Origin of the sequence: Halopolyspora algeriensis (assembly GCF_003337235.1) — a bacterium.
Lineage (GTDB): Bacteria > Actinomycetota > Actinomycetes > Mycobacteriales > Pseudonocardiaceae > Haloactinomyces > Haloactinomyces algeriensis.
In genome coordinates this window covers 13973-38449 of the sequence record NZ_QPJC01000006.1, presented here as the reverse complement: position 1 = coordinate 38449, position 24477 = coordinate 13973, and the positions used below count along the sequence as shown (strand labels likewise).

Annotated in this window: 20 protein-coding genes and 1 riboswitch; of the genes, 10 read left to right on the top strand and 10 right to left on the bottom strand. The window is 70.3% G+C overall.

Annotated elements, in window-relative coordinates; all coding sequences use genetic code 11:
* The first annotated feature begins 2 nt into the window (after positions 1–2).
* Entirely contained in the window at positions 3–2240 is a 2238-nt protein-coding gene (locus DFQ14_RS11020; protein WP_170206389.1) for an AAA family ATPase, read from the top strand.
* Positions 2241–2324: 84 nt separating this feature from the next.
* Here the strand turns inward: DFQ14_RS11020 and DFQ14_RS11015 are convergent, their stop codons facing one another.
* Together DFQ14_RS11015 and DFQ14_RS11010 are read right to left on the bottom strand one after the other, a co-directional pair.
* Positions 2325–3011: a LytR C-terminal domain-containing protein gene (locus tag DFQ14_RS11015; protein ID WP_114453155.1), complete on the bottom strand. Its 687-nt coding sequence runs from the start codon at positions 3009–3011 to the stop codon at positions 2325–2327.
* Positions 3008–3529 (bottom strand): DUF3263 domain-containing protein, encoded by a 522-nt coding sequence (locus tag DFQ14_RS11010; RefSeq protein WP_114453154.1) that lies wholly within the window; start codon positions 3527–3529, stop codon positions 3008–3010. Before DFQ14_RS11010 ends, DFQ14_RS11015 begins: the two co-directional genes overlap by 4 nt.
* A gap of 214 nt (positions 3530–3743) precedes the next feature.
* Here DFQ14_RS11010 and DFQ14_RS11005 point away from each other — a divergent pair, with 214 nt between their 5' ends.
* The 4 genes from DFQ14_RS11005 (at position 3744) to DFQ14_RS10990 (ending at position 9567) form a co-directional block, all read left to right on the top strand.
* Positions 3744–4319: a peptide deformylase gene (locus DFQ14_RS11005; protein WP_114453153.1), complete on the top strand. Its 576-nt coding sequence runs from the start codon at positions 3744–3746 to the stop codon at positions 4317–4319.
* Between the two features lie 365 nt (positions 4320–4684).
* Positions 4685–6352, top strand: a complete 1668-nt coding sequence (gene thiC, locus DFQ14_RS11000; protein ID WP_114453152.1) for a phosphomethylpyrimidine synthase ThiC — start codon at positions 4685–4687, stop codon at positions 6350–6352.
* A gap of 117 nt (positions 6353–6469) precedes the next feature.
* Complete coding sequence (thiD, locus tag DFQ14_RS10995; RefSeq protein ID WP_420810154.1) at positions 6470–7384, top strand: bifunctional hydroxymethylpyrimidine kinase/phosphomethylpyrimidine kinase; 915 nt, start codon at positions 6470–6472, stop codon at positions 7382–7384.
* A 218-nt stretch (positions 7385–7602) separates the two neighbouring features.
* Positions 7603–9567, top strand: coding sequence for an FUSC family protein (locus tag DFQ14_RS10990; protein WP_246195806.1), 1965 nt, complete (start codon positions 7603–7605; stop codon positions 9565–9567).
* 21 nt (positions 9568–9588) lie between these two features.
* Here DFQ14_RS10990 and thiG read toward each other — a convergent pair whose 3' ends face one another.
* The 3 genes from thiG to thiO form a co-directional block, all read right to left on the bottom strand.
* Positions 9589–10356: a thiazole synthase gene (thiG, locus tag DFQ14_RS10985; protein WP_114453151.1), complete on the bottom strand. Its 768-nt coding sequence runs from the start codon at positions 10354–10356 to the stop codon at positions 9589–9591.
* A gap of 4 nt (positions 10357–10360) precedes the next feature.
* Positions 10361–10561: a sulfur carrier protein ThiS gene (gene thiS, locus DFQ14_RS10980; RefSeq protein WP_114453150.1), complete on the bottom strand. Its 201-nt coding sequence runs from the start codon at positions 10559–10561 to the stop codon at positions 10361–10363.
* Positions 10558–11706 carry a glycine oxidase ThiO gene (gene thiO / locus DFQ14_RS10975; protein ID WP_114453149.1) on the bottom strand — a complete coding sequence of 383 codons (1149 nt, stop codon included), beginning with the start codon at positions 11704–11706 and terminating at the stop codon, positions 10558–10560. The genes thiS and thiO overlap by 4 nt, the downstream gene beginning before the upstream one ends.
* Positions 11697–11805, bottom strand: a riboswitch (TPP riboswitch). (Overlaps the previous gene by 10 nt.)
* Positions 11806–11898: 93 nt before the next feature.
* Between thiO and thiE the strand changes: the two genes are divergently transcribed.
* On the top strand, positions 11899–12573 hold the full coding sequence (gene thiE, locus DFQ14_RS10970; RefSeq protein WP_114453148.1) for a thiamine phosphate synthase: 675 nt from the start codon (positions 11899–11901) through the stop codon (positions 12571–12573).
* 56 nt (positions 12574–12629) lie between these two features.
* On the opposite strand, the gene DFQ14_RS10965 is transcribed toward thiE, so the two are convergent.
* Entirely contained in the window at positions 12630–13763 is a 1134-nt protein-coding gene (locus DFQ14_RS10965; RefSeq protein WP_114453147.1) for a S1 family peptidase, read from the bottom strand.
* 342 nt (positions 13764–14105) lie between these two features.
* Here DFQ14_RS10965 and DFQ14_RS10960 point away from each other — a divergent pair, with 342 nt between their 5' ends.
* From DFQ14_RS10960 to DFQ14_RS10950, 3 genes are all read left to right on the top strand, one after another.
* Positions 14106–15143, top strand: coding sequence for a threonine ammonia-lyase (locus tag DFQ14_RS10960; RefSeq protein WP_114453146.1), 1038 nt, complete (start codon positions 14106–14108; stop codon positions 15141–15143).
* An 89-nt stretch (positions 15144–15232) separates the two neighbouring features.
* Complete coding sequence (locus DFQ14_RS10955; RefSeq protein WP_114453295.1) at positions 15233–16294, top strand: SIS domain-containing protein; 1062 nt, start codon at positions 15233–15235, stop codon at positions 16292–16294.
* A 56-nt stretch (positions 16295–16350) separates the two neighbouring features.
* Complete coding sequence (locus DFQ14_RS10950; RefSeq protein WP_114453145.1) at positions 16351–17409, top strand: N-acetylglucosamine kinase; 1059 nt, start codon at positions 16351–16353, stop codon at positions 17407–17409.
* A gap of 56 nt (positions 17410–17465) precedes the next feature.
* Here the strand turns inward: DFQ14_RS10950 and DFQ14_RS10945 are convergent, their stop codons facing one another.
* The 3 genes from DFQ14_RS10945 to DFQ14_RS10935 form a co-directional block, all read right to left on the bottom strand.
* Complete coding sequence (locus tag DFQ14_RS10945; RefSeq protein WP_246195863.1) at positions 17466–18131, bottom strand: DUF3159 domain-containing protein; 666 nt, start codon at positions 18129–18131, stop codon at positions 17466–17468.
* Positions 18132–18199: 68 nt separating this feature from the next.
* Entirely contained in the window at positions 18200–18952 is a 753-nt protein-coding gene (locus DFQ14_RS10940; RefSeq protein WP_114453144.1) for an ESX secretion-associated protein EspG, read from the bottom strand.
* The gene (locus DFQ14_RS10935; RefSeq protein ID WP_114453143.1) at positions 18953–19174 is read right to left on the bottom strand and encodes a hypothetical protein; all 222 of its coding nucleotides are present in this window, start codon (positions 19172–19174) and stop codon (positions 18953–18955) included. It lies immediately after the preceding gene.
* Positions 19175–20261: 1087 nt separating this feature from the next.
* Here DFQ14_RS10935 and DFQ14_RS10930 point away from each other — a divergent pair.
* Positions 20262–21071, top strand: coding sequence for an SGNH/GDSL hydrolase family protein (locus DFQ14_RS10930; RefSeq protein WP_114453293.1), 810 nt, complete (start codon positions 20262–20264; stop codon positions 21069–21071).
* A 305-nt stretch (positions 21072–21376) separates the two neighbouring features.
* Here the strand turns inward: DFQ14_RS10930 and DFQ14_RS10925 are convergent, their stop codons facing one another.
* Positions 21377–24316: an AfsR/SARP family transcriptional regulator gene (locus DFQ14_RS10925; protein ID WP_114453142.1), complete on the bottom strand. Its 2940-nt coding sequence runs from the start codon at positions 24314–24316 to the stop codon at positions 21377–21379.
* Positions 24317–24477 lie beyond the last annotated feature (161 nt).

The following is a 24477-nucleotide window of genomic DNA, read 5'->3' as shown; positions in this document are numbered from 1 at the left end:
GGGTGGCGTCCTCTTCGATCACCCTGACCGCTCGCCTGTCGACCTCGGCCTCGGACACCCGGCGCGGCGTCGTGCGACTCCATCCCGAAGTGCTGGATGCCCTCGGTCTGCGTTCCTGGGATGCCGTGCAGCTCACCGGCAGCCGAGTCACCGTGGCGCTCGCCGCTGCCGCCAAGGTCGGCGGCCCGACCGGTGTCATCCTGGTCGACGACATCACACTGACCAACCTCGGGCTCGCCGAAGGCGCCGAGGTCGTGACCTCCCCGGCGCAGGTCACCGCAGCCCGCAGTGTCACCGTGGCGGGCTCGCGACTGGCCACTGCCGCAGTGGCCCCCGAGACCGTGCGTCTTGCGCTGACCGGCAAGGTCCTGCACACCGGTGACACGGTTTCGCTGCTGCCACAGGACCTCGCCCCCTCGACGACGGCCAACGCGGGGCAGGTCCGCAGCAAGCTCTCCACCGCCATCGGCATGACCTGGACCAACGAACTGGTCACCATCGCCGCCAGCGATCCCGCCGGAGCTGTCGCGGTCCACCCTTCCACCGTGGTTGCCTGGCGTGACCAGGCCGGATCCGGGCCCGCGGCCGAGTCGACAAGCGCGCCACAACCGCCGCCCGCTCCCGCCGAGCAGCCGGCTCCGCACCCGTCCTCCCCGGTGGCGATGTCCGACCTCGTCGGCTCGCGGGAGACGGCGGACCGGCTCACCGAGTGGTTGCGGTTGTCGTTCGATCAGCCCGAACTTCTGGAACGGCTCGGCGCGAAACCGCACCTGGGTGTACTGCTCAGCGGCCCCTCCGGGGTCGGCAAGGCCACCGTGGTCCGCTCGGTCGCCGGAGCTGTCGGCGCCGAACTCGTCGAGATCGCGGCCCCCAGCGTGAGCGCCCTGGAAGCCGCGGCCGCCGCACGGCGCGTGCAGGACGCGATCTCGCGCGCGACGACCACCGCCGACAGCGGCCGCTGTTGTGTCCTGCTGCTCACCGACATCGACAGCCTGCTCCCGGCCACCGACCCGCCGCCGCTGGCGACCGTCGTACTGGACTCCTTGCGTGCGGCGATCACCACCGCCGGCCTGGCACTCGTCGTCACCAGTGCCAGGCCACAGGCCCTCGACCCGCGCCTGCGCGAGCCCGGGCTCGTGGAGCGGGAACTGACCGTCACCCCGCCCGACACGCGGACCCGTACCGACCTTCTCCGGGTGCTGCTGCGCGACGCGCCACTGGACCCGGACGTCGAACTCGGTGATCTCGCCGAACGCACCCCGGGGTTCGTCGCCGCCGACCTGGTTGCCTTGTGCCGTGAAGCGGCCGTGCGGGCCGCACTGCGCCACCAGAGCGATACCGGCGACACCGGCAGCGAGCCGCGCGTACGCCACCAGGACTGCCTGGAGGCGTTGAGCTCGGTACGCCCCATCTCCATGTCCGCATCGGACACCTTGCAGACCGGTGGGCTCACCCTCGACGAAGTCGGAGACATGGCCGAGGTCAAACAATCGCTCACCGAAACCGTGCTGTGGCCGCTGCAATACCCGGACGCCTTCACGCGTCTCGGGGTCGAACCGCCGCGCGGGATACTGCTCCACGGCCCACCCGGCTGCGGCAAGACCTTCCTCGTCCGCGCCCTGGCAGGTAGCGGCAGGCTCAACGTGCTGTCGGTCAAAGGGGCCGAACTCATGGACAAGTGGGTCGGTGAATCCGAACGCGCGGTGCGGGAGCTGTTCCTGCGAGCCGCCAACGCGGCGCCCGCACTGGTCTTTCTCGACGAAGTCGACGCGCTGGCCCCCAGGAGGGGCCAGTCCTCGGACTCCGGGGTGGGTGATCGGGTCGTGGCGGCACTGCTGACCGAACTCGACGGTGTGGAACCCATGCGCGATGTCGTCGTGGTCGGGGCCACCAATCGTCCCGAACTGGTGGATCCGGCCCTGCTGCGCCCGGGCAGGCTGGAACGCGCGGTGCCCGTTCCGCCGCCGGATGCGGCGGCGCGCCGGGAAATCCTGCGGGCCGCGAGCCGGAACACCCCGCTGGCGCCCGATGTGGACCTGGATGAGCTCGCCGGAACGCTGGAGGGCTACTCGGCAGCCGACTGCACCGCACTCGTCCGCGAAGCGGCTCTGACCGCCATGCGCGAATCCCTGGACGCGTCCGCGGTCACGGCCGCCCACGTGAACACGGCCCGAACCAGCGTCCGCCCCTCATTGGATCCCGCCCAGATCAGCGACTTCGATACCTACCGGCAGCGGTGAACCGACGAGCCGCTGCCGAGAGCACGGTGAGCCCCGCCGGAACCCAGGACTCCGAAAACCGCAGGAGCCGGAGAGCACGTGTGGTCACTTGCCCGCGCCGTCGTAGTCCTTGGTCACGATGACGATGATGCCGGGATCGGCATCGGCGATGCCGTCGAAACGCGGCTCGGTGCGCGCGTCGAACCGCGCACCGATGGCCTCGGCCTGCTGCTGCTCGGCCGTACCGGGCCGGTAGTAGATGGTGGTGGTGGGGATCCGGCCTCCGGAGTAATTGCCGACCTCGTCCACCGTGTAGCCCGCTTGCCGGAAGTCCTCGGCCGCCCGGTGCGCCAGCCCGCGGATCATGCTGTTGTTGTAAATACGCACCGTGGCCTTCGAAACGGAACCCTTGCCCGAGCCACCATGCCCCGGAACCTCCGGAGCCGGAGCCACCTGCCCCGGCGTGGGCTGCCCCGGTGCTGTCCGGCCCGGCATGCCTGTGCCCGGCGCCGCGGAACCCGGATCGCCGGGCGGCGGTGTCACCGGCTTCCCGGCCGGATACTCGGGCGAGGAGGTCCGCACCCGTGACGCTGTCGTCGGCGAGCCGGCCGCCGGATTCGTCGCGGTGGACGCGGGCAGCGGAGGAGGTGAGGGCGGCTGCGCGGTGTTGTTCGTTCCACCGGATACGACAGTGGCGACACCGAACACCGCGGCGAGAACGCCGAGCCCGATCAGTGCGAAACCGCCGAGCTTCATCGCGGACGGCCCGGCCGGTGGTTGCCCGGAAGTCATCGGTTCTCGGTTCCCCCCTGTGCGAAGCTCCGGGACGAAAGCGGCCGGTGGGGCGATTCGGCTCCGCGCGACGGCGCGGGGCCGGGGTCCGGTCGGCCGTCCCGGGCCCTGCGCAAGCGCTTGATCAGCATGGGATCCGCTCGAAGTGCCTCGGGAGCGTCCACCAACGTGTCGAGCACCTCGTAGTAGCGGGACACGGACATGTCGAACAGTTCGCGAATGGCCCTTTCCTTGGCACCGGATCGCTTCCACCACTGCCGCTCGAAGGCCAGGATGCCCCGCTCCTGCGCACTCAGGTCCCGGGTGCGCCCTCGTCCCTCGGCGGTGGGCTCGGGCGGTTGTGGCGCCTCCGGTGCCGGCTCGCCGATCCGCTCGATCGGTTCGGTGATCGGGTCCACGAGCCGGAGGCTCCGGTCGGACGCCGGTCCGGGCTCATTCCGGCGCTGCTCGGCGATACGCGCCATGTGTTCACACTGCCGGGCGATCTCCTGCGCGGTCAGCATCTGAGCAGCATCCATGTGACTCCTCGCCTCGCGATCGGTGCACCCGCCTTCGCGGGAATCACACGGGTGTGATTCCCGCCCCTCATTACACCATGTCATGATCCACGGCGCGTGCACATCGTGCCGCGTACGGCACGCCCTCTGAGCTGATCGTGGGATCCCGGCAGGCAGGCGCCGATCCGACGACGCGCACCGATCGCCTCGGCACCGGACCGATACAGTGCGATGCATGGCTGTGCACTCGATCCGCATCGCCGGCGATCCGGCACTGCACAACCCGACGCGCCCGGTGGCGAGCTTCGACGACGAGCTGCAAACCCTCGTCGACGACATGTTCGAGACCATGGAAGCGGCGAACGGGGTCGGGCTGGCCGCGAACCAGATCGGCGTCGACTTGCGCGTCTTCGTCTACGACTGCCCGGACGACGAGGGCACCCATCACCGGGGCGCCGTTGTGAACCCGCAGCTGGAGACCTCCGAACGGCCACTGGGCATGCCCGACCCCGAGGAGGACTGGGAGGGATGCCTGTCGGTGCCCGGGGAAAGCTATCCCACCGGACGAGCCGAGTGGGCGAAGGTCACGGGAGCCGACCGGCACGGGAATACCCTCGAGGTGGAGGGCACCGGGTATCTCGCACGCTGCCTGCAGCACGAGACCGATCACCTCGACGGTTACCTCTACCTGAGCAGGCTGGTCGGCCGCAACGCGCGCGCGGCGAAGAAGATGCTCAAGCGCAACGGCTGGGGAGCGCCGGGACTGTCCTGGAATCCGGCCGAGGAAGACGACCCGTTCGCCGAGGAGTGACACCGGGTCACCGCCGTCGGAGCTCGCCGGTGTCCAGGCTCGATCGAAGGGCTTGAGGCAGCACTCCCACAATCGTCCACTTGGGCGGTCACTCCTCGTTCCACGATCACCGCACATCGTCCTCGCCACCCCTGACGGGAATCGTTTCGACCGGTCATCAGCCCTGCGGCACATCCGCCCTCCGTCAGGAGAGTGACGGTCACTTGGCAGGACGTGCCGAGTGTGGTTAGCCTCACGGGCGACAACGAAAAACCTGCGGGAGCTCGCACCGGAAGCGGGCTGAGAGGGCGGCTGAGTCGACAGGGCTCGGGGCCGCCGACCGCCTGAACCTGACCGGGTAATACCGGCGTAGGGAGTGAGCAGTCATGGCCGACGTGTCTCCGAAGTCGTCCGATTCCAACGGATCCACTGCGGACGAAACTCGTCCCGGCATCACCACGGGAGCGATCCGCGGCTCCCACAAGACCCACCACACCACCGAATCCGGACTGAAGGTGCCCGCCCGGCGCATCGAGCTGACCAACGGTGAGCATCTCGACGTCTACGACACCTCCGGCGCCTACACCGACGAGGCGACCCGAGTGGACGTCCACAGTGGTCTTCACCCGCTGCGTACGGGATGGACCGACGGCCGTGAGCACCGCACCCAGCTCGGCTGGGCGAAGGCCGGCGTGATCACCCGCGAGATGGAGTTCGTCGCCGCCCGCGAGAACGTCGGCGCCGAGCTCGTGCGCGACGAGGTCGCCCGCGGGCGGGCGGTGATCCCCGCCAACCGGTGCCACCCGGAGACCGAGCCGATGATCATCGGCAAGAACTTCCTGGTCAAGGTCAACGCCAATATCGGCAACTCCGCCGTGACCTCCTCCATCGAGGAAGAGGTCGAGAAGATGGTGTGGGCCACGCGCTGGGGGGCCGACACGATCATGGACCTGTCCACCGGCAAGCGGATCCACGAGACGCGGGAGTCGATCCTGCGCAACTCTCCCGTGCCGGTCGGCACGGTGCCGATCTACCAGGCGATGGAGAAGGTCGACGGCGACCCGGCCAAGCTGACCTGGGAGATCTACCGGGACACCGTGATCGAGCAGTGCGAGCAGGGCGTGGACTACATGACCGTGCACGCCGGTGTGCTGCTGCGCTACGTCCCGCTGACCGCGCAGCGCATCACCGGCATCGTCTCGCGCGGCGGTTCGATCATGGCCGCGTGGTGCCTGGCACACCATCAGGAGAGTTTCCTCTACACCCACTTCTCCGAGCTCTGCGAGATCCTGCGCTCCTACGACGTGACGTTCTCGCTCGGTGACGGCCTGCGTCCCGGTTCCATCGCCGACGCCAACGACCGCGCCCAGTTCGCCGAGCTGGAAACTCTCGGGGAGCTCACCCACATCGCCCGCGAGCACGACGTGCAGGTCATGATCGAAGGTCCCGGGCACGTGCCGATGGACAAGATCGCCGAGAACGTGCGCCGGGAGGAGGAACTCTGCGGCGAGGCGCCGTTCTACACGCTCGGACCGCTGGCCACCGACATCGCGCCCGCCTACGACCACATCACCTCGGCCATCGGGGCGGCCAACATCGCACAGGCCGGAACGGCGATGCTGTGCTATGTCACCCCGAAGGAACATCTCGGGTTGCCCGACCGCGACGACGTCAAGACCGGCGTGATCACCTACAAGATCGCCGCGCACTCCGCCGACCTCGCCAAGGGGCACCCGCGAGCGCAGGAACGCGACGATGCGCTGTCGAAGGCGCGGTTCGAGTTCCGCTGGCACGACCAGTTCACTCTCGCACTGGATCCGGACACCGCACAGTCGTTCCACGACGAGACGCTGCCCGCCGAACCCGCCAAGACCGCGCACTTCTGCTCCATGTGCGGGCCGAAGTTCTGCTCGATGAAGATCACCCAGGACGTGCGTGCCTACGCCGAGGAACACGGTCTGACCAGTGTCGAGGCCATCGAGGCCGGGATGCGGGAGAAATCCGAGGAGTTCGCCGCGGAGGGGGGTCGGGTCTACCTCCCCGTCACCGACTAAGGAGCCGCGCGGATTGGTTTGCGCAGGGGTGCGGGTGGCGGAACCTCCGGCGGCGCCTCGCTGCGCCGAGTCCCGACATCAGGTAGTCAGATCCGCGCCTCTCGCGGAGGCCGTAGCATGAACGTGATGCAGCACGAGCAGGACAGCACACCGCAGCGACCGCACCTGCCGGTCGGTTCCGGTGCCCACGAGGTGCGCCCCGCCAACGACACGGCGCCTCCCACGGCGCTGACGATCGCCGGGTCGGATTCCGGGGGCAGCGCGGGCATGCACGCGGACCTGCGTACGTTCTTCGCCTGTGGCGTGCACGGGATGACCGCCGTGACCACGGTGACCGTGCAGAACACCGTCGGGGTCAGCGGTGCTGTCGAGATCCCGCCGGAGACGGTCGCCGCGCAGATCGAGGCGGTCGCGGGTGACATCGGAGTGGGTGCCGCGAAAACCGGCGTGCTGGCGTCGGCGGGGTGCATCGAGGCCGTGGTGGCGGCCTGCGATGCGCACGGCATCGGCCGCTCCGGCCGCACCCCGTTCGTCGTCGATCCGGTCGCCGCCGCCCGGAGCGGGGAGCCGCTGCTGCGCCCGGACGCCCTGGATGCACTCCGCAACGAGATGTTCCCCCGCGCGACACTGGTGACCCCCAACCTCGACGAGGTACGTCTGCTGACCGGCATCGACGTCCGTACTCGCGCGGAACTGTGGGACGCGGCCAAGGCGGTGTACGACTTCGGGCCCGAGTGGGTGCTCATCAAAAGCGGTCACCTGCCGGAGGATCCCGAGTGCGTCGACCTGCTCTTCGACGGCAACGAGGCGACGCCGCTGCCCGGCCCCCGCTACTCCACCGTGCACACGCACGGTGCCGGTGACGCCTTCGCGTCGGCCATCACCGCCGCGCTCGCCAAGGGGGCGGCGGTGCCCGACGCGGTCCGGCAGGGCAAGAGGTTCGTGACGCGCTCCGTCGAGCACGCCTACCCGCTCGGTGCCGGAATCGGCCCGGTGTCGACGTTCTGGCGGATCAGTCCCCGCTCGATCTGAGCTCTCCCCCGCTCCCATCAGCCCGCATCCCGCGCCACCTTTCGAGTGGTGGCAGTACCCGTCCAGGTGATTCTCCTCCGGAGCGATAACTCCGGGAACGCCCGAGATCGACATACTCCGTGGAGCCCCGTCGCACACCCGCCCGGGGAGAGCACCGCAGGGAAACACCGGTCGGGGGAGTCATGGCAGCGTCGGGAACGGGCGAAGGCGTAGCTGGGATGACACGGATGCGGACATTGCTGGACACGGAAGCGGGAGCACCCGATATACGGCGACAGCAGTACGCCACGGTGGTGTTGCTCACGGTGTCTGCCGCTACCGGGCTCGGCTGGGCGTTCGATCTGGCCGCACCCGCCCTCCTCGCCGGGCTGACGGCCGTCTTCACGCTTGTCGGCGCCGGCGGGCAGTCGCTGCGCGCGGATCTGCGTCGGCTCCGGTGGTTCGCTCCCGCCCTGGTGCTCGTCATGGCGGGCGGACCGCTGCCGGCATCTCTCCCCTGGGTGGCCGGACTCCTGGTTGCGGCCGTCGTGTTCGGCGCGGGGATGCTTCCCGCGCTGGGACAGCACTACCGGGTTCTCGGGCAGACATTCGCCGCCGCCACGATCACCTCCATCACCACCGGACTCGGGGCGAACCAACCCACGCACACGCTGCTCGGTGCCGCCGTGCTGGGGAGCCTGTTCGCGGTGTGCCTGCGCATCACGACCGGCCGCAGCGATCCCACCCGCACCACCCGGGCAGCGGTGGCCCGCACGCTCACCGAGTGGGGTCCCGGCATCGTCGAGCAGGCGGCGACGGCCTGGCGCGGCGGCAACTCGGCAGTCTGGCTCGGCCGGGTCCTGGCGGGAGCGGCACGGTACCGGGCTGCTCGGGAGATCCTGCTGGCGCAGGCCCGCCGGGACCGGACCGAGGCCGAGTTGCTCCACCGCATCGTCGACGAGGCGGACACGGTCGCCGCCGAACTCGCCAGGGCGGTCCGTGCCAGTGCCTGTACCGGACTTCCGCCGCTCGCTCGCCTGGATCCGCTCCGTTCCGTGCTCGGGGAGAACTCCCGGCAGGCCGTCCCCGCCGCAGCACGGGGCATCGACGAGGGGCTGGAGCGTATCCGTGCGGCCGTGATCGAGCGTGACGGGACGACCGTGCCTGCGGTGCGGGATGACCACCGGCAGGGGTGGCACGTGGCGGTGCGGGCCCACCTGTCACCGCGCTCGTCGCTGTTCCGACACGCTCTGCGGTGCACACTCGCGGTCGGCGCGGGAATGGCCATCGCGCTGGCCATGGACGACCCCTCGGTCTCGACGCTGCTGCTGAGCTTGTACGTGGTGCTCCAGCCCGCAGCCAGAGACAGCATGACGGGTGCTCTCGAGCGCACCGGCGGGGTGGTGCTCGGTGTGGCCGCACTGGCGGTGCTGGTCGCCCTGCTGCCGGGTGCCTTCCTGCTCGTTCCCCTGGCGGTCACGGTGATGTTGTTGCGGGTCGACTGGCTCCGGGCCGACTACCGGACACTGCTGGGCGCACTGATCACGGTCACGGTCGCCGACCAGACGCTGATGCTGCAGCGGTCCCCGGCGGACGTGGCGATCGGTTTCGCGGCCAACACCGCCATCGGAGCGGCCATCGCCCTGGTCGTCGGCTACCTCGGATACCTGGTCCTGCCCGGCAGCCTCGTACCCGATGTGCGCGGAACGCTGCGGGCCACCGTCCGGGCGGTGGCGTGGCTGTTGCGCAGTGTGCGAACCACCGAGCACGGTTCCGGCGCGGGACTGGTGTCGCAGTCGGCGAGCATCCCGGCCCTGCGTCGCACCCAGGACCTGCTCGGGATGCCCGCGCTGCTGGACGGCACCGGCGCCGATTCGGAGGATGAGCACTCCACGCGTCTCGCCGCCGTGGCCCTGGATTCCCTGCGGCAGGACGTTGCCACGCTGGCGTTGCGGCCGGAGACCGAACGGGCGACCGCCGTCCCCGCACTGCACGCGGCGAGCGATGTGCTCGCCGGGCACACCGTGCCGGAGATCCCGGGGATGCGCGGGGACAGCTCCCCGGAAACGGAGTCGCTGGCGAGTGCGCTGCTGGAGAATGCGCTGCACGCCCGCACCGCCATCGATGCGATATTCGGGCCCGACGAGCCGTGGAAGAGCTACACGCTCTCGCTCGTGCGTACCCAGCACCTGCGCATCCGGTGAGGCTGCAATCCGCACACCCTCTCACTGCTCCATCGGGCGGCCGGGGCTGGAGGCCTGCGCCCAGAAGCGTCGGGGGATGCGTCCGGCCTGGGAAGCCAGCCTGCCGCCCTCGCAGGCCGCGCGCATCGCGGCGGCCATCCGGGCCGGATCCTGCGCGCGAGTCACCGCCGTGGCCAGCAGCACCGCATCGCACCCGAGTTCCATCGCCAGGGCCGCATCCGACGCGGTCCCGATCCCCGCGTCGAGCACGACCGGCACCGAGGCTCGGGAGACGATCATTTCGATGTTGTGCGGGTTGCGGATGCCCAGCCCGGTCCCGATCGGCGATCCGAGCGGCATGACGGCGGCGCAGCCGGTCTCCTCCAGGCGCAGGGCGAGCACCGGGTCGTCGTTGGTGTAGGCGAGCACGACGAAGCCCTGGTCGACGAGCTGCTCGGCCGCATCCAGCAACTCCACCGGGTCGGGGAGCAGGGTGTCCTCGTCGGCCACCACTTCCAGCTTGACCCAGTGGGTTCCCAACGCCTCCCGCGCCAGCTGTGCCGTGAGCACCGCCTCGGCCGCCGTGCGACAGCCCGCGGTGTTGGGCAGTACTTCGATACCGATCCTGTTCAGCAACTCGAGCACCCCGCTGCCGCCGCCGAGGTCGGCACGGCGCATCGCCACCGTGGTCAGTTCCGTGCCCGAAGCAAGCAGCGCACGCTCGAGTGCCGAGAGGTTCGCGGCACCCCCTGTTCCCATGATCACCCGGGAACCGAACTCCCGCCCGGCGATCACCAACGGATCGTCCATGCCTTCAACCTCCCTGTACCGCTGTGAGGACCTCGATGACCGATCCCGACTCCAGCGGCGTGGCCCGCCAGGAGCCGCGGGAGACGACGGTGCCGTCGACAGCCACCGCCACTCCCCTGTCCGGAGCCCCGAACTGCTCCAGCGCATCGGCCAGCGTGGCGCCCTCGGCGAACTCGTGCGGCTTCCCGTTGATCGTGATGTTCACTGCTGTCCTCCCGAACGCGATGGATCCGCTGCCTTGGCTTCGGTCGCCACCTCGTCGCCGGACACCAGCCCGACCACGGTCTCCGCCGTGATGGGAGCGAGCAGGAATCCGTTGCGGTGATGCCCGGCCGCGACCAGTACCCCGGGCTCCACCCAGCCGAGCAGCGGGAGGTTGTCCTCGGTGCTCGGCCGTAGCCCCGCCGCGGTCTCGACCAGTGCGTACTCGGTGATGCCGGGAACGAACCGCTCGGCATCGGCCAGCAGGTTCCGCACGCCACCGACGGTGACCTCGGTGTCGTACCCGGCCTCGTACTGAGTCGCACCGATGACCATCCCGTCCTCGCGCGGCACCAGGTAGACCTGCCGTCCGTGGACCGGTCCCCGAACGGTCCACCGCGGTGGCGGAACCGACGTGCTGCGCGCCCGCAGGCGCAGGATCTCCCCCTTCACGGGCCGGATGGCGCCCCGCAGCGCCGGGTGCAGTGCACCGGTCTGCACGCCCGCCGCGATCACCACGACATCGCAGTGCACCACCGACCCGGACAGCCCGGGCTCGGGATCCGCAGCGTCGACCAGCTCGACCGTTCCGGATCGGACACCGCGCGCGGCGGCACGGACGAACTCCACGCCGGCCACCTCGGCGGCGGCACGGAGCGCTTCGAGAGTGGCGCGGTTGTCCACCGCGAGATCTCCCGGAACCTCCAGACCCCCGCGCACCCCCGGACCGAGAGCGGGCTCCAGCCTGCGCAGCCGACGGCTGGAGTGACGGTTGACGGTGCGCCCGAGCGAAGCCAGGTAGTCGGCGAGGGTGTCGAGTTCGGCACGGTCCGCGCTGTCGGCGGCGACGACGAGCGTCCCCTCGTCCCGCAACCCCGAGGGCTTGCCGGAGTCCCGACCGAGCCGCTCGGCGAACTCCGGCCACCTGTGCAGCGAAGCGGTCCCCAGCTCCAGCAGGGACTCCTCCCCGGGCCACGCCTCGGCCACCGGGGCCAGCATCCCGCCCGCGGCCCGGGAGGCACCGCCGGAGGCCGGGGCCGGGTCGATCAGCCGCACCCGGTGACCCGCCACGGCCAGGCGCCAGGCGGTGGACAGGCCGATGACACCACCGCCCACCACCGCGACACTGCGGTCCTGTTTCCGGGACACTTCACGCTCCCTGCGCCGGTATGATCCGGATCAGGTTCGACGGTCGGGGCATCAGCCCCCTCTCAGTCCGCTCCCGTGCGGACTCCCGTGCTTCACCTCCACCCAGGCTACCGATGTGATCGCCCGAAGTCAGCGGTTTCGTGCATGCAGAAAATTCGGGCCCGCGATCCGGTGGAAGCTACCCTGAGAGGTATGCCTGGATTCGATGGCTACGGGATCCGTGTCCGGCTCGGCGAGTCGCGGCTGTATTTGTGCACCGACGCCCGCACCGAACGCGGCGACCTGGCCGAATTCGCCGATGCGGCGCTCGCCGGCGGAGTGGACATCATCCAACTCCGGGACAAGGACCACGCGGGGGCGCCGCTGGAGGCGCGGCAGGAACTGGCGGCCCTGGAAGTGCTCGCCGAAGCGTGTACGCGGTATGGCGCGTTGCTCGCGGTCAACGATCGCGCCGACATCGCTCGAGCCGCCGATGCCGACATCCTGCACCTGGGGCAGGACGACCTTCCGGTGGAGACGGCCCGCCAGGTCGTCGGCGACCAGATGGCCGTGGGTCGTTCCACGCACAACGTGGTACAGGCCGATGCGGCAGCCACCGAGCAGGGGGTGGACTACTTCTGTACCGGCCCGGTCTGGAGCACGCCCACGAAGCCGGGACGGGAGGCGGCGGGGCTCGACCTGGTTCACCATGTCGCCGAACACCACGGTCACGGCCGACCGTGGTTCGCCATCGGTGGCATCGACCACGGCAACCTGGACGAGGCGATGGCCGCGGGCACCGAGCGCATCGTCGTGGTGCGAGCGATCACCGAAGCCGAGGACCCCCGCCGGGCGGCGGAGGAACTGCGCGCACGCCTGCAGCAATGAGGGAGGCGGCTGACGCCGCTTACCCGATGACCACCGCTGCAAGCCTCCGGAACCGCTCACCCACCGGTGATCAGGTCGACTCCGTAGGCCTGGAGAGCCTCGTTGATCGGCTGGAAGTAGGTCACACCGCCCCGGTTGCAGTCGCCGGAACCGCCGGAGGCCACTCCCTGGGCCTGGTCACCCGAGAGGAAAGGTCCTCCCGAATCGCCGGGCTCGGCGCACACGTCGGTCCGGGTCAGGCCGGACACGGTGCCCTGCTGATAACGCACGGTCTGGTTCTTGGCCGCGATGGTGCCGCAGTGCCAGCCGCTCGTGGAGCCGGAGCGGCACACCGAGGCGCCGACCGGGGCCTCCTGCGCTCCCGCGACGGTCACCGTGCCGCCTCGGTAGTTGTTGACCTGCGGCTTCGGGGTGGCCGAGGACTTGACATAGGCATAGTCGTTGCTCGGAAAGGAGGACCCGGCGAACGTCCCGCTGGGCTGCGTGGTGCTGTCACCCTGATTCCCGCAGTGGCCTGCGGTGATGAATCCGCCCTGAACGGCGAAGCCGATGGAACAGCGGGAACTGCTCGTGTTGTAGAACGCATTACCGCCGATGATGTCGGCGAACAGACGCGGCGACTCCCGGGACTCGACCACGCGTACCGCACCGGTGTCCACGCCGGTCGAGCGGATGAATTCGGTTGCCTGCTGCGCGGATCCACTCGCGGTCGTGACGACGACGGAGTTGTCGGCGGGATCGACATACCAGCCGCTGATGGAGGACGGGGCCCGCTGCTCGGCCTTGTCGAGCGTGTCGGCCACCGTGTGCAGCACGCTCGCGCTGTCATCGACGAGCTCGGCCTTCGCGCCCGCGGCACGGACCTGCTCGAGCTTGGCCCTGTCGGTGACTCCCACCACCAGCGTGCCGAGGTCGGCGTCGAAGTGGGACCCGCCGAAGGCCGTACCGAGGGCGGCCCGCAGGCGCTCGTCGATCCGATCGGCGCGGGTTTCCCGGTGCAGCCGCTGCTCCACCTGCTGCAGCGTCAGCCCGAGGTCTCGCCGCATGGCCTCCAACGGGGTTTCCGCGACGGTGTCCGGGGACGGGGACGTGGGTTCGGGCGCTGCGGTCGCCGGCATGGCCCACGCGGCGACAGTCCCGACCACCAGCGTCACCGTCCCCGCCATGCGGGCCGCGAGTCCGCGCTTCATGTGCTGTCTCCCTTGTCGTGAGAACGCATCTTCGTCCCCCTGGCGAAGGAGTATGACCCGAGTCGACGATCACGCACAGCCTGCTTTGGTTGGAGACTGCGGAAATTTTCGATCACGGGTGACGGTTGTGACACACTCTCGGAGGCTATTGCACGCACCGTGACGGAGCGCTCCAACGATAACCTGTTCGGGTAAGCAAAGCCTGACATCGGTGAGGCACAACACTCCACTCTGCCACTCTCCGTCGCCCGAGTTGTGTCCGACGTCACGGTACCGTAGCTGCAACTCTTCCCGGGACGGGAGTGTTGCCGAACCGTCCTTCGTGCAGAAAGATCCGTTTCCATGCGGCTGGTGAGTGACACCGAGATCGTGGCGGCCCAAGCGGCGATGGCGGCGATGCCCGGGGCGATACGGCCGGTGCGCACTCCGCTGGTGCCTGCCCCCGACGCCGACCCGACCCGCCCCCTGCTGCTCAAACCGGAAAACCTCCAGCCGACCGGAGCGTTCAAAATCCGCGGGGCCCTCCACGCCGCGTCCGCCGTACCGGAAACCGCGCGCTCCCGCGGACTCGTCGCGTACTCCAGCGGCAACCACGCGCGTGCCGTGGCATACGCGGCCCGGGCGTTCGGCATGCCCGCGACCGTGGTGGTGCCGCACACCGCGCCTGCCGCGAAGGTCGCCGCGGCGCGAGCGTTGGGTGCCGAGATCGTTCCCGTCGAGGTCGCCGAGCGCGAACGGCGAGCACATCGGATCGCCGACGAACGTGGTGCGACTGTCGTACCGCCGTTCGACGACCCTGCGGTCATCGCCGGCCAGGGCACGGTGGGGCTGGAGATCGCCGAGGACCTGAACGGCTCCACCGGCGGCCTGCCCACTGGCCACGGAACCGCAGCGGGCGGTTTCGGGTGGGGCGACGAGCTCGTGGTGCTGGTGCCGGTCAGCGGCGGTGGCTTGATCTCCGGTGTCGGTGTCGCGGTCAAGTCGGTACTGCCGAAAGCCACGGTGATCGGTGTCGAACCGGAACTGGCCGCCGACGCGCAGGACAGCCTGCGCTCGGGCACGCGCCGCCACTGGCCGGTCGCCTCGCGCACGCGGACCGCCGCCGACGGGCTCACCGCGGAGCCGTCGGAACGGACATTCGCGCACATGCGCGAAGTGGTGGATGACATCGTCACCGTGAGCGAGGAGGACATCGCCGAGGCAACCGGCTACCTCGCCCGTACCTGCCATCTCGTCGCCGAACGCAGCGGCGCGGTGACCACGGCGGCATATCGCCACCGCGGCGCGCTTCTGCCCGAGACGAACACCGTCGCCGTGGTCTCCGGCGGCAACATCGACACCGAAGAGCTCGCCACGTTGCTGGCGAGCCGAGACCGGTGACACACCGGCACGGACCGGCGATCGCATCCCGGCGTCGATCCGGGGATCCTGGCCGGGCAACGACAGTTCGGCAACGACGGGTGAACACCATGAACGAAGCCGCCGACCGGACCGGGAACCCACCCGGCAGCCACATGACCGCCGAGATCGCCGAGCAGCCACAGGTGTTCGCCGAACTGCTCGGCCGGCGTCGGGCGATCGGCGAGGTGGCCGCCCGGATCGCCGAGCGCCGCCCGCGCTTCGTGCTGCTGGCCGCCCGGGGATCCAGCGACCACGCCGCTGTCTACGCCAAGTACCTCATCGAGATACTGCTGGAGCTCCCGGCCGGGCTGGTCTCCCCGTCGACGGCGACGCTGTACGGGGCACGCCCGGACCTGACCGATGTGCTGCTGCTCTCGGTGAGCCAGAGCGGGGGCTCCCCCGACCTGCTCGAGGTGACCGAAAGCGGGCGCAGGCACGGTGCGACGACCGTGGCGATCACCAACAACCCCGGATCCGCTCTGAACGAGGCCGCCGAAATGTCGGTGGATATCCACGCGGGCCCCGAGCAGGCGGTGGCGGCCACCAAAAGCTACAGCGCGACGCTGCTCGCCCTGTACCTGCTGATCGATGCCGTGCGCGGCGGCAGTGGGGAACAGGCCGGGACGATCCCCGAACTGGCGCAGACGGCACTGGACACCTCCGACGGGGCGGTGGACGAAGCAGTCCAGCGCTACCGCTTCGCCAACGGGATGATCACCACCGGACGTGGCTACTCCTCGGCCACCGCCGCCGAGGCGGCTCTCAAGCTCGCCGAGACGAGTTATCTCTCGGCCCGCGCCTACAGCGGGGCCGACCTGCTGCACGGCCCCGTCGCGGCCGTCGACACCGAGACGGCCGTGCTCGCACTGTGCAGCTCCGGCAGGGGCGGGGAGGCCATGCGCCCCGTGCTCGACACGGTGCACGAGCACGGGGCCGACATCTGCGTGATCGGATCGGCGGCTTCCGAGGTCCGCGCCGCACACCGCATCGGGGTGGCCTCCTGTGCCGAAGAGCTCGCACCCGTCCTGGAAGTGCTGCCCGTCCAGCGGCTCGCGCTCGGGCTCGCCCTCGCGCGCGACGTCGATCCCGACAGCCCGCGAGGGTTGCACAAGGTCACCCGCACCCGTTAGGAGTGCTTTCGGTAGGGGGTGACGGCACAGCCGGGACCGATGCCGATGGGAGTTCGATGAATCGCGAGAACCTCGATCGGGCGCCCCTGGTCCTCGGCCTCGACGCAGGCGGCACGTCGAGCCGGGCCTGGCTCGGCGACCTGTCCGGCAAGCCGATCGCCACCGGGCACGCCGGCGGCGGCAACCCGAACTCGCACCCACCCGAGCAGGCCGCGGAGCGGATCACCCGGGCCGCCCGATCCGCCCTGTCCGAGGTGCCGCCGGAACGCGTGCGATACGGGGTGATCGGCATGGCCGGAGTCAGCACGATGGCCGATCCGACCGTGGCCGAGCTGTTCGGACGGGCCTGGTCCGGACTCGGTCTCGAGTGCCCGATACGGGAGGTCAGCGACTGCGAAGTCGCCTTCGCCGCCGGAACGCCGCAGCCCGACGGCACGGTACTCATCGCCGGGACCGGTGCGATCGCCGCCAGGATCACCGCACACCGGCTCGCGGCCACCTCGGGCGGCTACGGATGGCTGCTCGGTGACGAAGGGTCGGCGTTCTGGCTCGGCCGCGAGGCGGTGCGGGAGACCCTGCGTGCCCTGGACGGACACGCCCTGCAGGAGCACGTCCCGGGGCGGCGGCACCGGCGGCTCGATCCGCTGGTGGAGTCGGTGCGCAGCGAGTTGCTGGGCACAGCGGGCTCACCCTGCGACCCGCCTGCCGAGGAGCGCAGGCGGCTGATCACGGCGGTCAATGCCGCGGCACCGGTCCGGCTGGCCGAGATCGCTCCGCTCGTGACCGCATCCGCGCACTCCGGCAGTGTGGCCGCGGCCGGCATCGTGCACCGGGCGGCGTCCCTGCTGGCCGACACGGTGCGCGCGACCCGGACCGACGACGACACGGCACCGATCGTGCTCGCGGGAAGCCTGATCGCCGCGGGCAACCCGGTCCGGGCGGCGCTCGAGACCGAACTCGGCCACAGGGGGCTGGGAACGCCGTACACGGCCGGAAGTGGTGCGGTGGGAGCGGCATGGCTGGCGGCGCTCGAGGTGGCCGGTGCCCGCCACTCCCCCGAGGAACTGCACGCCCGGTTCTTCGGAACTCCTCACCGCCACGACCCTGCCCGGTGACGTGCGCAAGCGTGCGAGAAGACGACCCGGCCACGGTGGCCGGGCGGCACCGTCGCTCATTCCACCCGGGGGTGCCGCAGGCCGGGATGGTCGTCGGGCAGTACCGAACGCAACACCCACCAGCTCAGGGCCACACATGCCGCCACCAGCGGCCAGGTCAGCACGACCTGGGCGGCACTGAGTGCGACCACGGCGTTGATCGACCACAGCGGGAGAAACACGATCAACCGCACGACATACTGGCCCACCCATACCCAACTGGCCCGGCTGTGGGCGCGCAGCAGTGCCGGGTCCCGGCGCCAGTGCGTGCGCTGACCGAGCAGCGTACCGACGACCACGCCGAGCAACGGCCAGCGCACCGCGATGCTGATCATCCAGGCCAGTGCACTCGCAGCATTGGTCCCCAACCGGATGAGGAAGAAGTCGGCCGCGTAGCCGGTACGCAAGGCGACCACCGCGCCGAGCATCACTCCGAGCAGGCTCACGAGCACCGCCAGCGGGCGCGCGCCCCGGAACAGCCGCCACAACCCGATCAGAGCGCCGACGATGACGGCCACCGTCCCGCCGGTCGCGATCGACTCCCCGGAGAGCAGCCATCCGAGCCCGAACGCCACCGGCGGCGCGCTGGCATCGAGCGCGCTGGTCCGCCCTCCGAGCAGGCGCATCAGCGAGTCCCTGTCGGGTTCGCTGTCGGAGATCGTCTCGGTCCGCCGGTCCTGCATCACACGGTTCAGCCTGCCTTACCGGCCGCGAACCACGCACCCACCGGTGTTGCGCGCAACCATGCCGGCTACCGGCGGTGGGCTCGATCGCGCAGTCCGGTGAGTTGGCTCAGCAATCGCTGCCTGTCCACCGGCGTGCAGGTGAGTACCTCCTCGCCCGCAGCGGAGCGATCTCCGAGCATCGTGTAGCGACCGTGCTCGGTGTCGAACCAGGCGAGGGCGGGCAACCGCGTACTCCGCCCCCTGCGGTCGGTGCCGGTGACGACGTAGTGACCGATGCGATACCGGGCCAGCCCGGTGATCGCTTCCACGGCGCGCATGCCGCCCGATTCCGCTATCCGCGGATCGCTGCGTCCGTGCTCTCCCGCGCTCGAGGACATCGTGACCGACACGGCCTCTCCGGCTCCCGGAGGGGCCTGCGGGAGCAGGCCGGCGCAGGTCTCGGGGAGGTTCTCGGGGGGCAGGAACTCCATCCGCAGACCCCGACCGGTGATGATGCCGAGGACACCCACCTCTCCGGTCGCCACCACACGAGCGGCCAGCCACTGTCCGGTGCGAACGTCGAGCAATCCGACCGCCGCGACGGAGATCTCCGAGCTCGACAGGAGGTACAGGGCGTCGGCGACCTCCGGCTCGGGCCGACCTGCCCGGCCCAGTCCCGCCGCTTCGAGTTCGTCGCCGACCTGCTGCTCGATCCCGGAGCGCTCCGCCGGAGTCCCACCGAACCGGGGAATCTCGAACGGGTACTGCCGGACGTCGAGGTTGAGCCGCTCGCCGAGCACGTCCACCGCAGGGATGGACAAGGTGATCGCGCCGACCATCTAGAAATCCCGGTAGGTCGAAGGGGCCTCACCGATGACCGGTGGGGCGACCAGCCTGCCACCACCGTCCTCGGGACCGAAGATGTCGTCGGCCTCGACGAGAAACTGCGGCACCGCACCGGCTTCGGCCTCGCCCGTGCGGGATCGTGGCCGGCTGCGCAGTCCGGTGCCGTCACCACGTCCCTCGGCCCCGTAGGGGGCACCGCCGGATCCGTGCGGCACGCGGCTCCCCGCGTCTCTGGACGAGTGGCTCGGCCCGCTCGTGGACCCTGCCCACACGCCGGAGCCCATCGGGCCGAAACCGCCGTCGGGCCGCGGTTGGTACTTCGGCGGTCGGTCGGCGACCGGGGAGCTCGGCTGCTGCGCAGGCGATTGCTGCGCAGGCGGCGGCGCGGGAGCTCTCGGGCCGGTGGGCTCGCCCGCAGTGGATTCCCCCGAGCCCGCGGAAACCCGGAGATCTCCGTGCACACCGAGCTCACCCGACAGCACCGGGACCGGCCCGGCCGGGGCGCGCCCCGGCGCAGCCGTGGACTCCGGGCGGTGCGTATCCGCCTGCGGGCGGAGTGAGTGCTTCTGCCGCTGTTCGTGAACGAATCGATCCCGGATTCGGTCGATACGCCTCCACAAGGCAAGGGGATCCACTTCCGCCGCGAGGGCGGCGAACTCCGCCCGAAGGACGAAACGAGGCGGCCCCGGGCGGGGCGGTACTGCCGCCTGCCCGGCCCCCGGTACGCCGGGCGGCTCGGCAGGTGGTCCCGGTGGTGGCGCGGCGGGCCCGGCACGAAGCATGCCGCGGGACTCCTCCGCACGGCGCCGCCCACCCGGATCGGCAGGTCGGTCCGCGGGAGGGTGGCGATCGGGCCTTGCCGATTCCGGGACCGACTCCCGTGGTGACGTCACGACTCCCCCAGTTCATCCCCACTACCGGCGGACACACCAGATCCTGCACACGCGAACATGCCGCTTTTCGACTCCGGCACCGGCGGGGACACATCTGCCGCTACGACCGCACATCGATTCCGACACGATGAGTCCCCTCGCTGTTTCGTTACGTGTCGCCGGACGGTAGCAGTCGCCGTTTCCCCGTATCGGCGTTTTCACAAAACCGCCGCGGCTCCGCACGGAGGAATATCTAGACTTCGACGTGCCGTTAATCACGCATCCCCGTACCGACGCTGGCGTAGGGAGGACGCGACCCGCCACTGTGGTGATCGTCGGCCACAGCGGGTGGGAAGGCACGGCCTCCGCACGGCCTCCCCGGAATGCCGGGAGCCGTACCGACGAGCATCTGCAGACGGAAGGAAGATCGATGGGGCGAGGACGGGAACGGGCGCACGACTCCGGCAGCAGCGTGACCGCGCACCGCGCGAACAGCTATGTCGCCATCGGGGACAGCTTCACCGAAGGCCTGAACGATCCCGCTGCCGACAATGCGAGCTACCGGGGATGGGCGGACCGTCTCGCGGAGATCCTGGCTGCGAACGACCCGGAGCTGCATTACGCCAATCTCGCCGTCCGAGGCAAACTGCTCGATCAGGTCATCGGCGATCAGCTCCCGGCGGCGCTGGCGCTCCGACCGTCACTGGTATCGCTGGTCGCGGGAGGAAACGACATCCTCCGGCCGGGCAATGATCCCGATCTGCTCGCCGAGCGCTTCGATGCGGCCGTGGCCGAGCTGCGCGCTCACGGTGCGCAGGTACTGATAGGCACGGGGTTCGACACCAGACAGGTGCCGGTGATGCGACACGTGCGGGGCAGGGTCGGTACGTACAACTCCCACCTGTGGGCGATCGCCGAGCGGCACGAGTGCCGGGTCATCGATCTCTGGTCGATGCGCGTGTTGCAGGATCCGCGCGCCTGGAGCACCGACCGCCTGCACCTGTCCCCGGAGGGGCACCGCCGCGTCGCTCTGCGCGCCGCCGAGACACTGGGCCTCGAGGTCGACGAGGACTGGCGTCGTTCCTGGCCACCCCAGCCCGAACGCCCGTGGCACGTCCAGCTCACCGAGGACCTCCGATGGGTGCGCGAGCATCTCGCACCGTGGATCGGTCGGCGCCTGCGCGGCCGCTCCTCCGGTGACGGGCGGAGTCCCAAGCGCCCGGAACTGCAGCGCCTGTAGAGGCGTCCTGCGCCGGTTCGGTGGCGCGTTCCCGCATGTCCGAGCACGGAACGAGTGCGGCTCACCGGTGTGCCTCCGGCGAGCCGCACTCACCCCCACGTCCGTCCGGGAGGGAGCACCCTCCCGGATACCTGACCCCCGCGACGAGCGTCCCGACCCGCCTTCCGGCGCACCCCCGGTCGGGACAACGGGCGACCCCTCGAACCCCCAGAGCCGCCCTGTGCAAAGCCGGCCCGCCGGGTAGCACCACCGGCCCGCACATCACACAAGATTGCAGAGTCGGCTAAGTGCCGGCTAAACGATGGCTAAGCGCTGTGGCCGGACCCTGCCGTGCAGCCCTCTGCCCCGGGCGGCAAACCGGCGCGGTGCCCGTGGGGCAACGCGTTCAGCCGGGTGCGCGCATCCTCCGCACGCGGGGAACCACCCGCCCGGAAAATCGCCAGCGCGGTCTCCCAGCGCGTTCGGGCCACCGCACGGTCCTCGCGCAGCGCGGCCGCGTCCCCCAGACCGAGATTGGCGGCGGCCTGCCGCATCGCCGAGCCGCACCGCTGCGCGACCTCCAGTGCCTCGTGATGGTAGCGCTCGGCCTCGGCCACGCGGCCCAATTCGGTACTGACCTCCCCGCAGTTGTTCAGCACCATCGCGAGGACTTCCAGGTCGTCGGCCTCCCGATACATCGCTTCGGCCTCGCGCAGGTGGGCCAGGGCGGCCTCCCGTTCCCCGCTGACCTGCTCCACCTGAGCGAGGTTGTTCAGGGCACCGGCTTCGCGATAGCGGTCACCGAGTTCGCGGTAGGTCTCCAGCGCTTCCTCGCAGTGCCGCCGTGCCTCGCCGTAGCGGCCCAGCCGGAACAGCGCGCTCCCCATGTTGACCTGGGTCATGGCCAGCCAGCTCGGCCGGCCCGCGGCCACCGCACCCTCGTGGGAGGAGGTGTAGTGCTCCAGCGCCATCGCGGGATTGCCCGACCGCGCGTACGCGACACCGAGGCCGGCGGACATGAGCACCTTGCCCGCCGGATCGTCGAGCTTGCCCGCGGAGGCCATCCCGGTGCTGTACACCGTGATCCAGTCCTCCCACGGGCAGCGCACCATGAGGTAGTTGAACTGCAGACGCACCAGTGGCCAGGCGTACTCGTGCAGCCCCTCGGCATGGGCGGCGCGGATCGCCGCCACGAGGTTCGGCCATTCCGCGTCGAACCACTCCAGTGCCTCGGTACGGTCGGTGATGTACGGGCGCACCGTGGTGCCGTCTCCGGAATAGTCCAGCTCGTCGCGGGCGGGACGCAGGAAGCGACGTGCGTGGTCGGCGACCACCAGGTAGTGATGCAGCAGCCTGCGCAGAGCCGTTTCGGCACAGTGCGCGTCGGAGACGTCCTGCGTCCCGGCGCAGGCGGCGAGCAGCTCCCGCGCGTACAGCCGCAGCAGATCGTGCATACCGAAGCGGTCCGGCTCGGATTCGGTCACCAGATGCGCCAGCGCGAGCGCCCGCAGGCGGTGCCGCGCCGTATCGGGATCGGTGCCGCACAACGCGGCCACGGTGTGCGGGGTGAAGGTGTGCCCGGGCATCACCCCCAGCAGGCGGAACATGGTGGCGTGTGCGGGATGCAGGTTGCGGTAGGAAAGGTCGAACGCCCGCCGCACGCTGGTGTCGGGATCGTCGATGTCCAACCCGTGCAGCCGGTTCCGCTCGTCGGTGAGCTCGCAGACCAGCTCGGCCACGCTGCGTCCCGGGCCGGCCGCCAGCCGTGCGGCCGCGATGCGCAAGGCCAGGGGCAACCCCCCGCACAGATCGGCGAGCCGGCGCGCGGCGACCGGTTCGGAAGCCGACCTGCCGGGCACACCCGCCCGGTCGAGAAGCTCGACGGCCGCGGAAGCGGGCAGTGTCTCCAGCGGCAGCATCCGCGCGCCACTGCGCACCACGAGCCCGTCGAGCCGGCGGCGACTGGTCACCACGACCAGCGATCCCGGGCTGCCGGGCAGGAGCGGCCGGACCTGGTCGGTATCCCTGGCATCGTCGAGCAGCACCAGCACCCGCCGGTCGGCCAGCAACGAGCGGTACAACGCAGCCCGCTCGTCGAGATCCACCGGGATCGCATCGGCAGCCACTCCCAGGGCCTTCAAAAAACCGGCCAGCACCTCACCGGGGGACAGCGGAGCTCGCTCGGAGTCGAATCCCCGCAACGAGGCGTGGAGTCGGCCGTCGGGAAAGGTATGGGCGATGCGATGCGCCCAGACCACCGCGAGGGCGCTCTTGCCGACCCCCGCAGGTCCGGTGAGCACGGTGAGCAGGTTCGCCGTGCCTTGTTCCCGATCGGCCAGTATCCGGTCCAGTGCCGCCAGCTCCCGTTCCCGTCCCACGAACCCGGCCACCGCGGGCGGCAGTTCCGCGGGGACCTGATGTGCGCCGCCATCACCGGCCGACGTGGTGGTCACCGATTCGCGGTGGTGGGCGAGCAGTGTCTCGTCGTCCCGGAGCATCCGCTCGTACAGGGAGCGCAGTTCCGGGCCGGGATCGATACCGAACTCGTCGGACAGCCGCTCGCGCAGGGCGTGGTACCGGGCCTGTGCCTGCGCTCGCTGCCCGGACCGGTGGTGGGCGAGTATGAGCAGGCCGGTCAGGCGCTCTCGCAGTGGGTACTCGTCGACCAGGCCGGAAAGCTCGGTCACCAGGTGCTGGTGGTATCCGAGTTCCAGGTCCGCGGCAATGCGCTCCTCCAGCGCGAACAGGCGCAACTCGTCGAGGTTCGCCGCGATCGTCCGGCGCAGCCGGTCCGACGCGATATCGGCGAGGGCCGGGCCCCGCCAGAGGGCGAGCGCTTCGGACAGCACCCGGGAACGCTCGGGCGGTTCGAGACCGCGCGCGTGGTCGATCAGCGCCCGGGCCCGGTGCGCATCAATGCGATCGCTGCTGACCGTGAGCAGATAGCCGGGGGCCCGCGTGATGATGGCGGGTACGTCCTCACCCTCGGTGACCGGTGCCGCGGTGAACAGCTTGCGCAGCTTGGAGATGTGGCCGTGGATGATCGTGCGCGCCGTGGCCGGTGGCGTCTCGGCCCACAACGTGTCGATGAGCCGATCCATCGACACGGCTTGGTTCGGTTCGAACAGCAGGCAAGCCAGCACGCTGCGCATGCCGGAGTGACCCAGTTGCCTGCACACACCGCAGTGCAGCACTTCCAGCGGACCGAGGACACGGAACTCGAACCCTGTGCTCGGCGCGCCGGCCACGCTGTCCTGCGGTGACATACTCCCCCAAATATGATGTGTTTTTCATATTTTGACCTACACCGCCGGACGGGACAAACCCCTGCGAGTCACCACCGGTTACTCCCAACACCTGCCACGGGACGCACACGACCAGTAGAGTCGTGCCGCAACCGTCCGCCCGGACCACTGTGGAAGGAGCC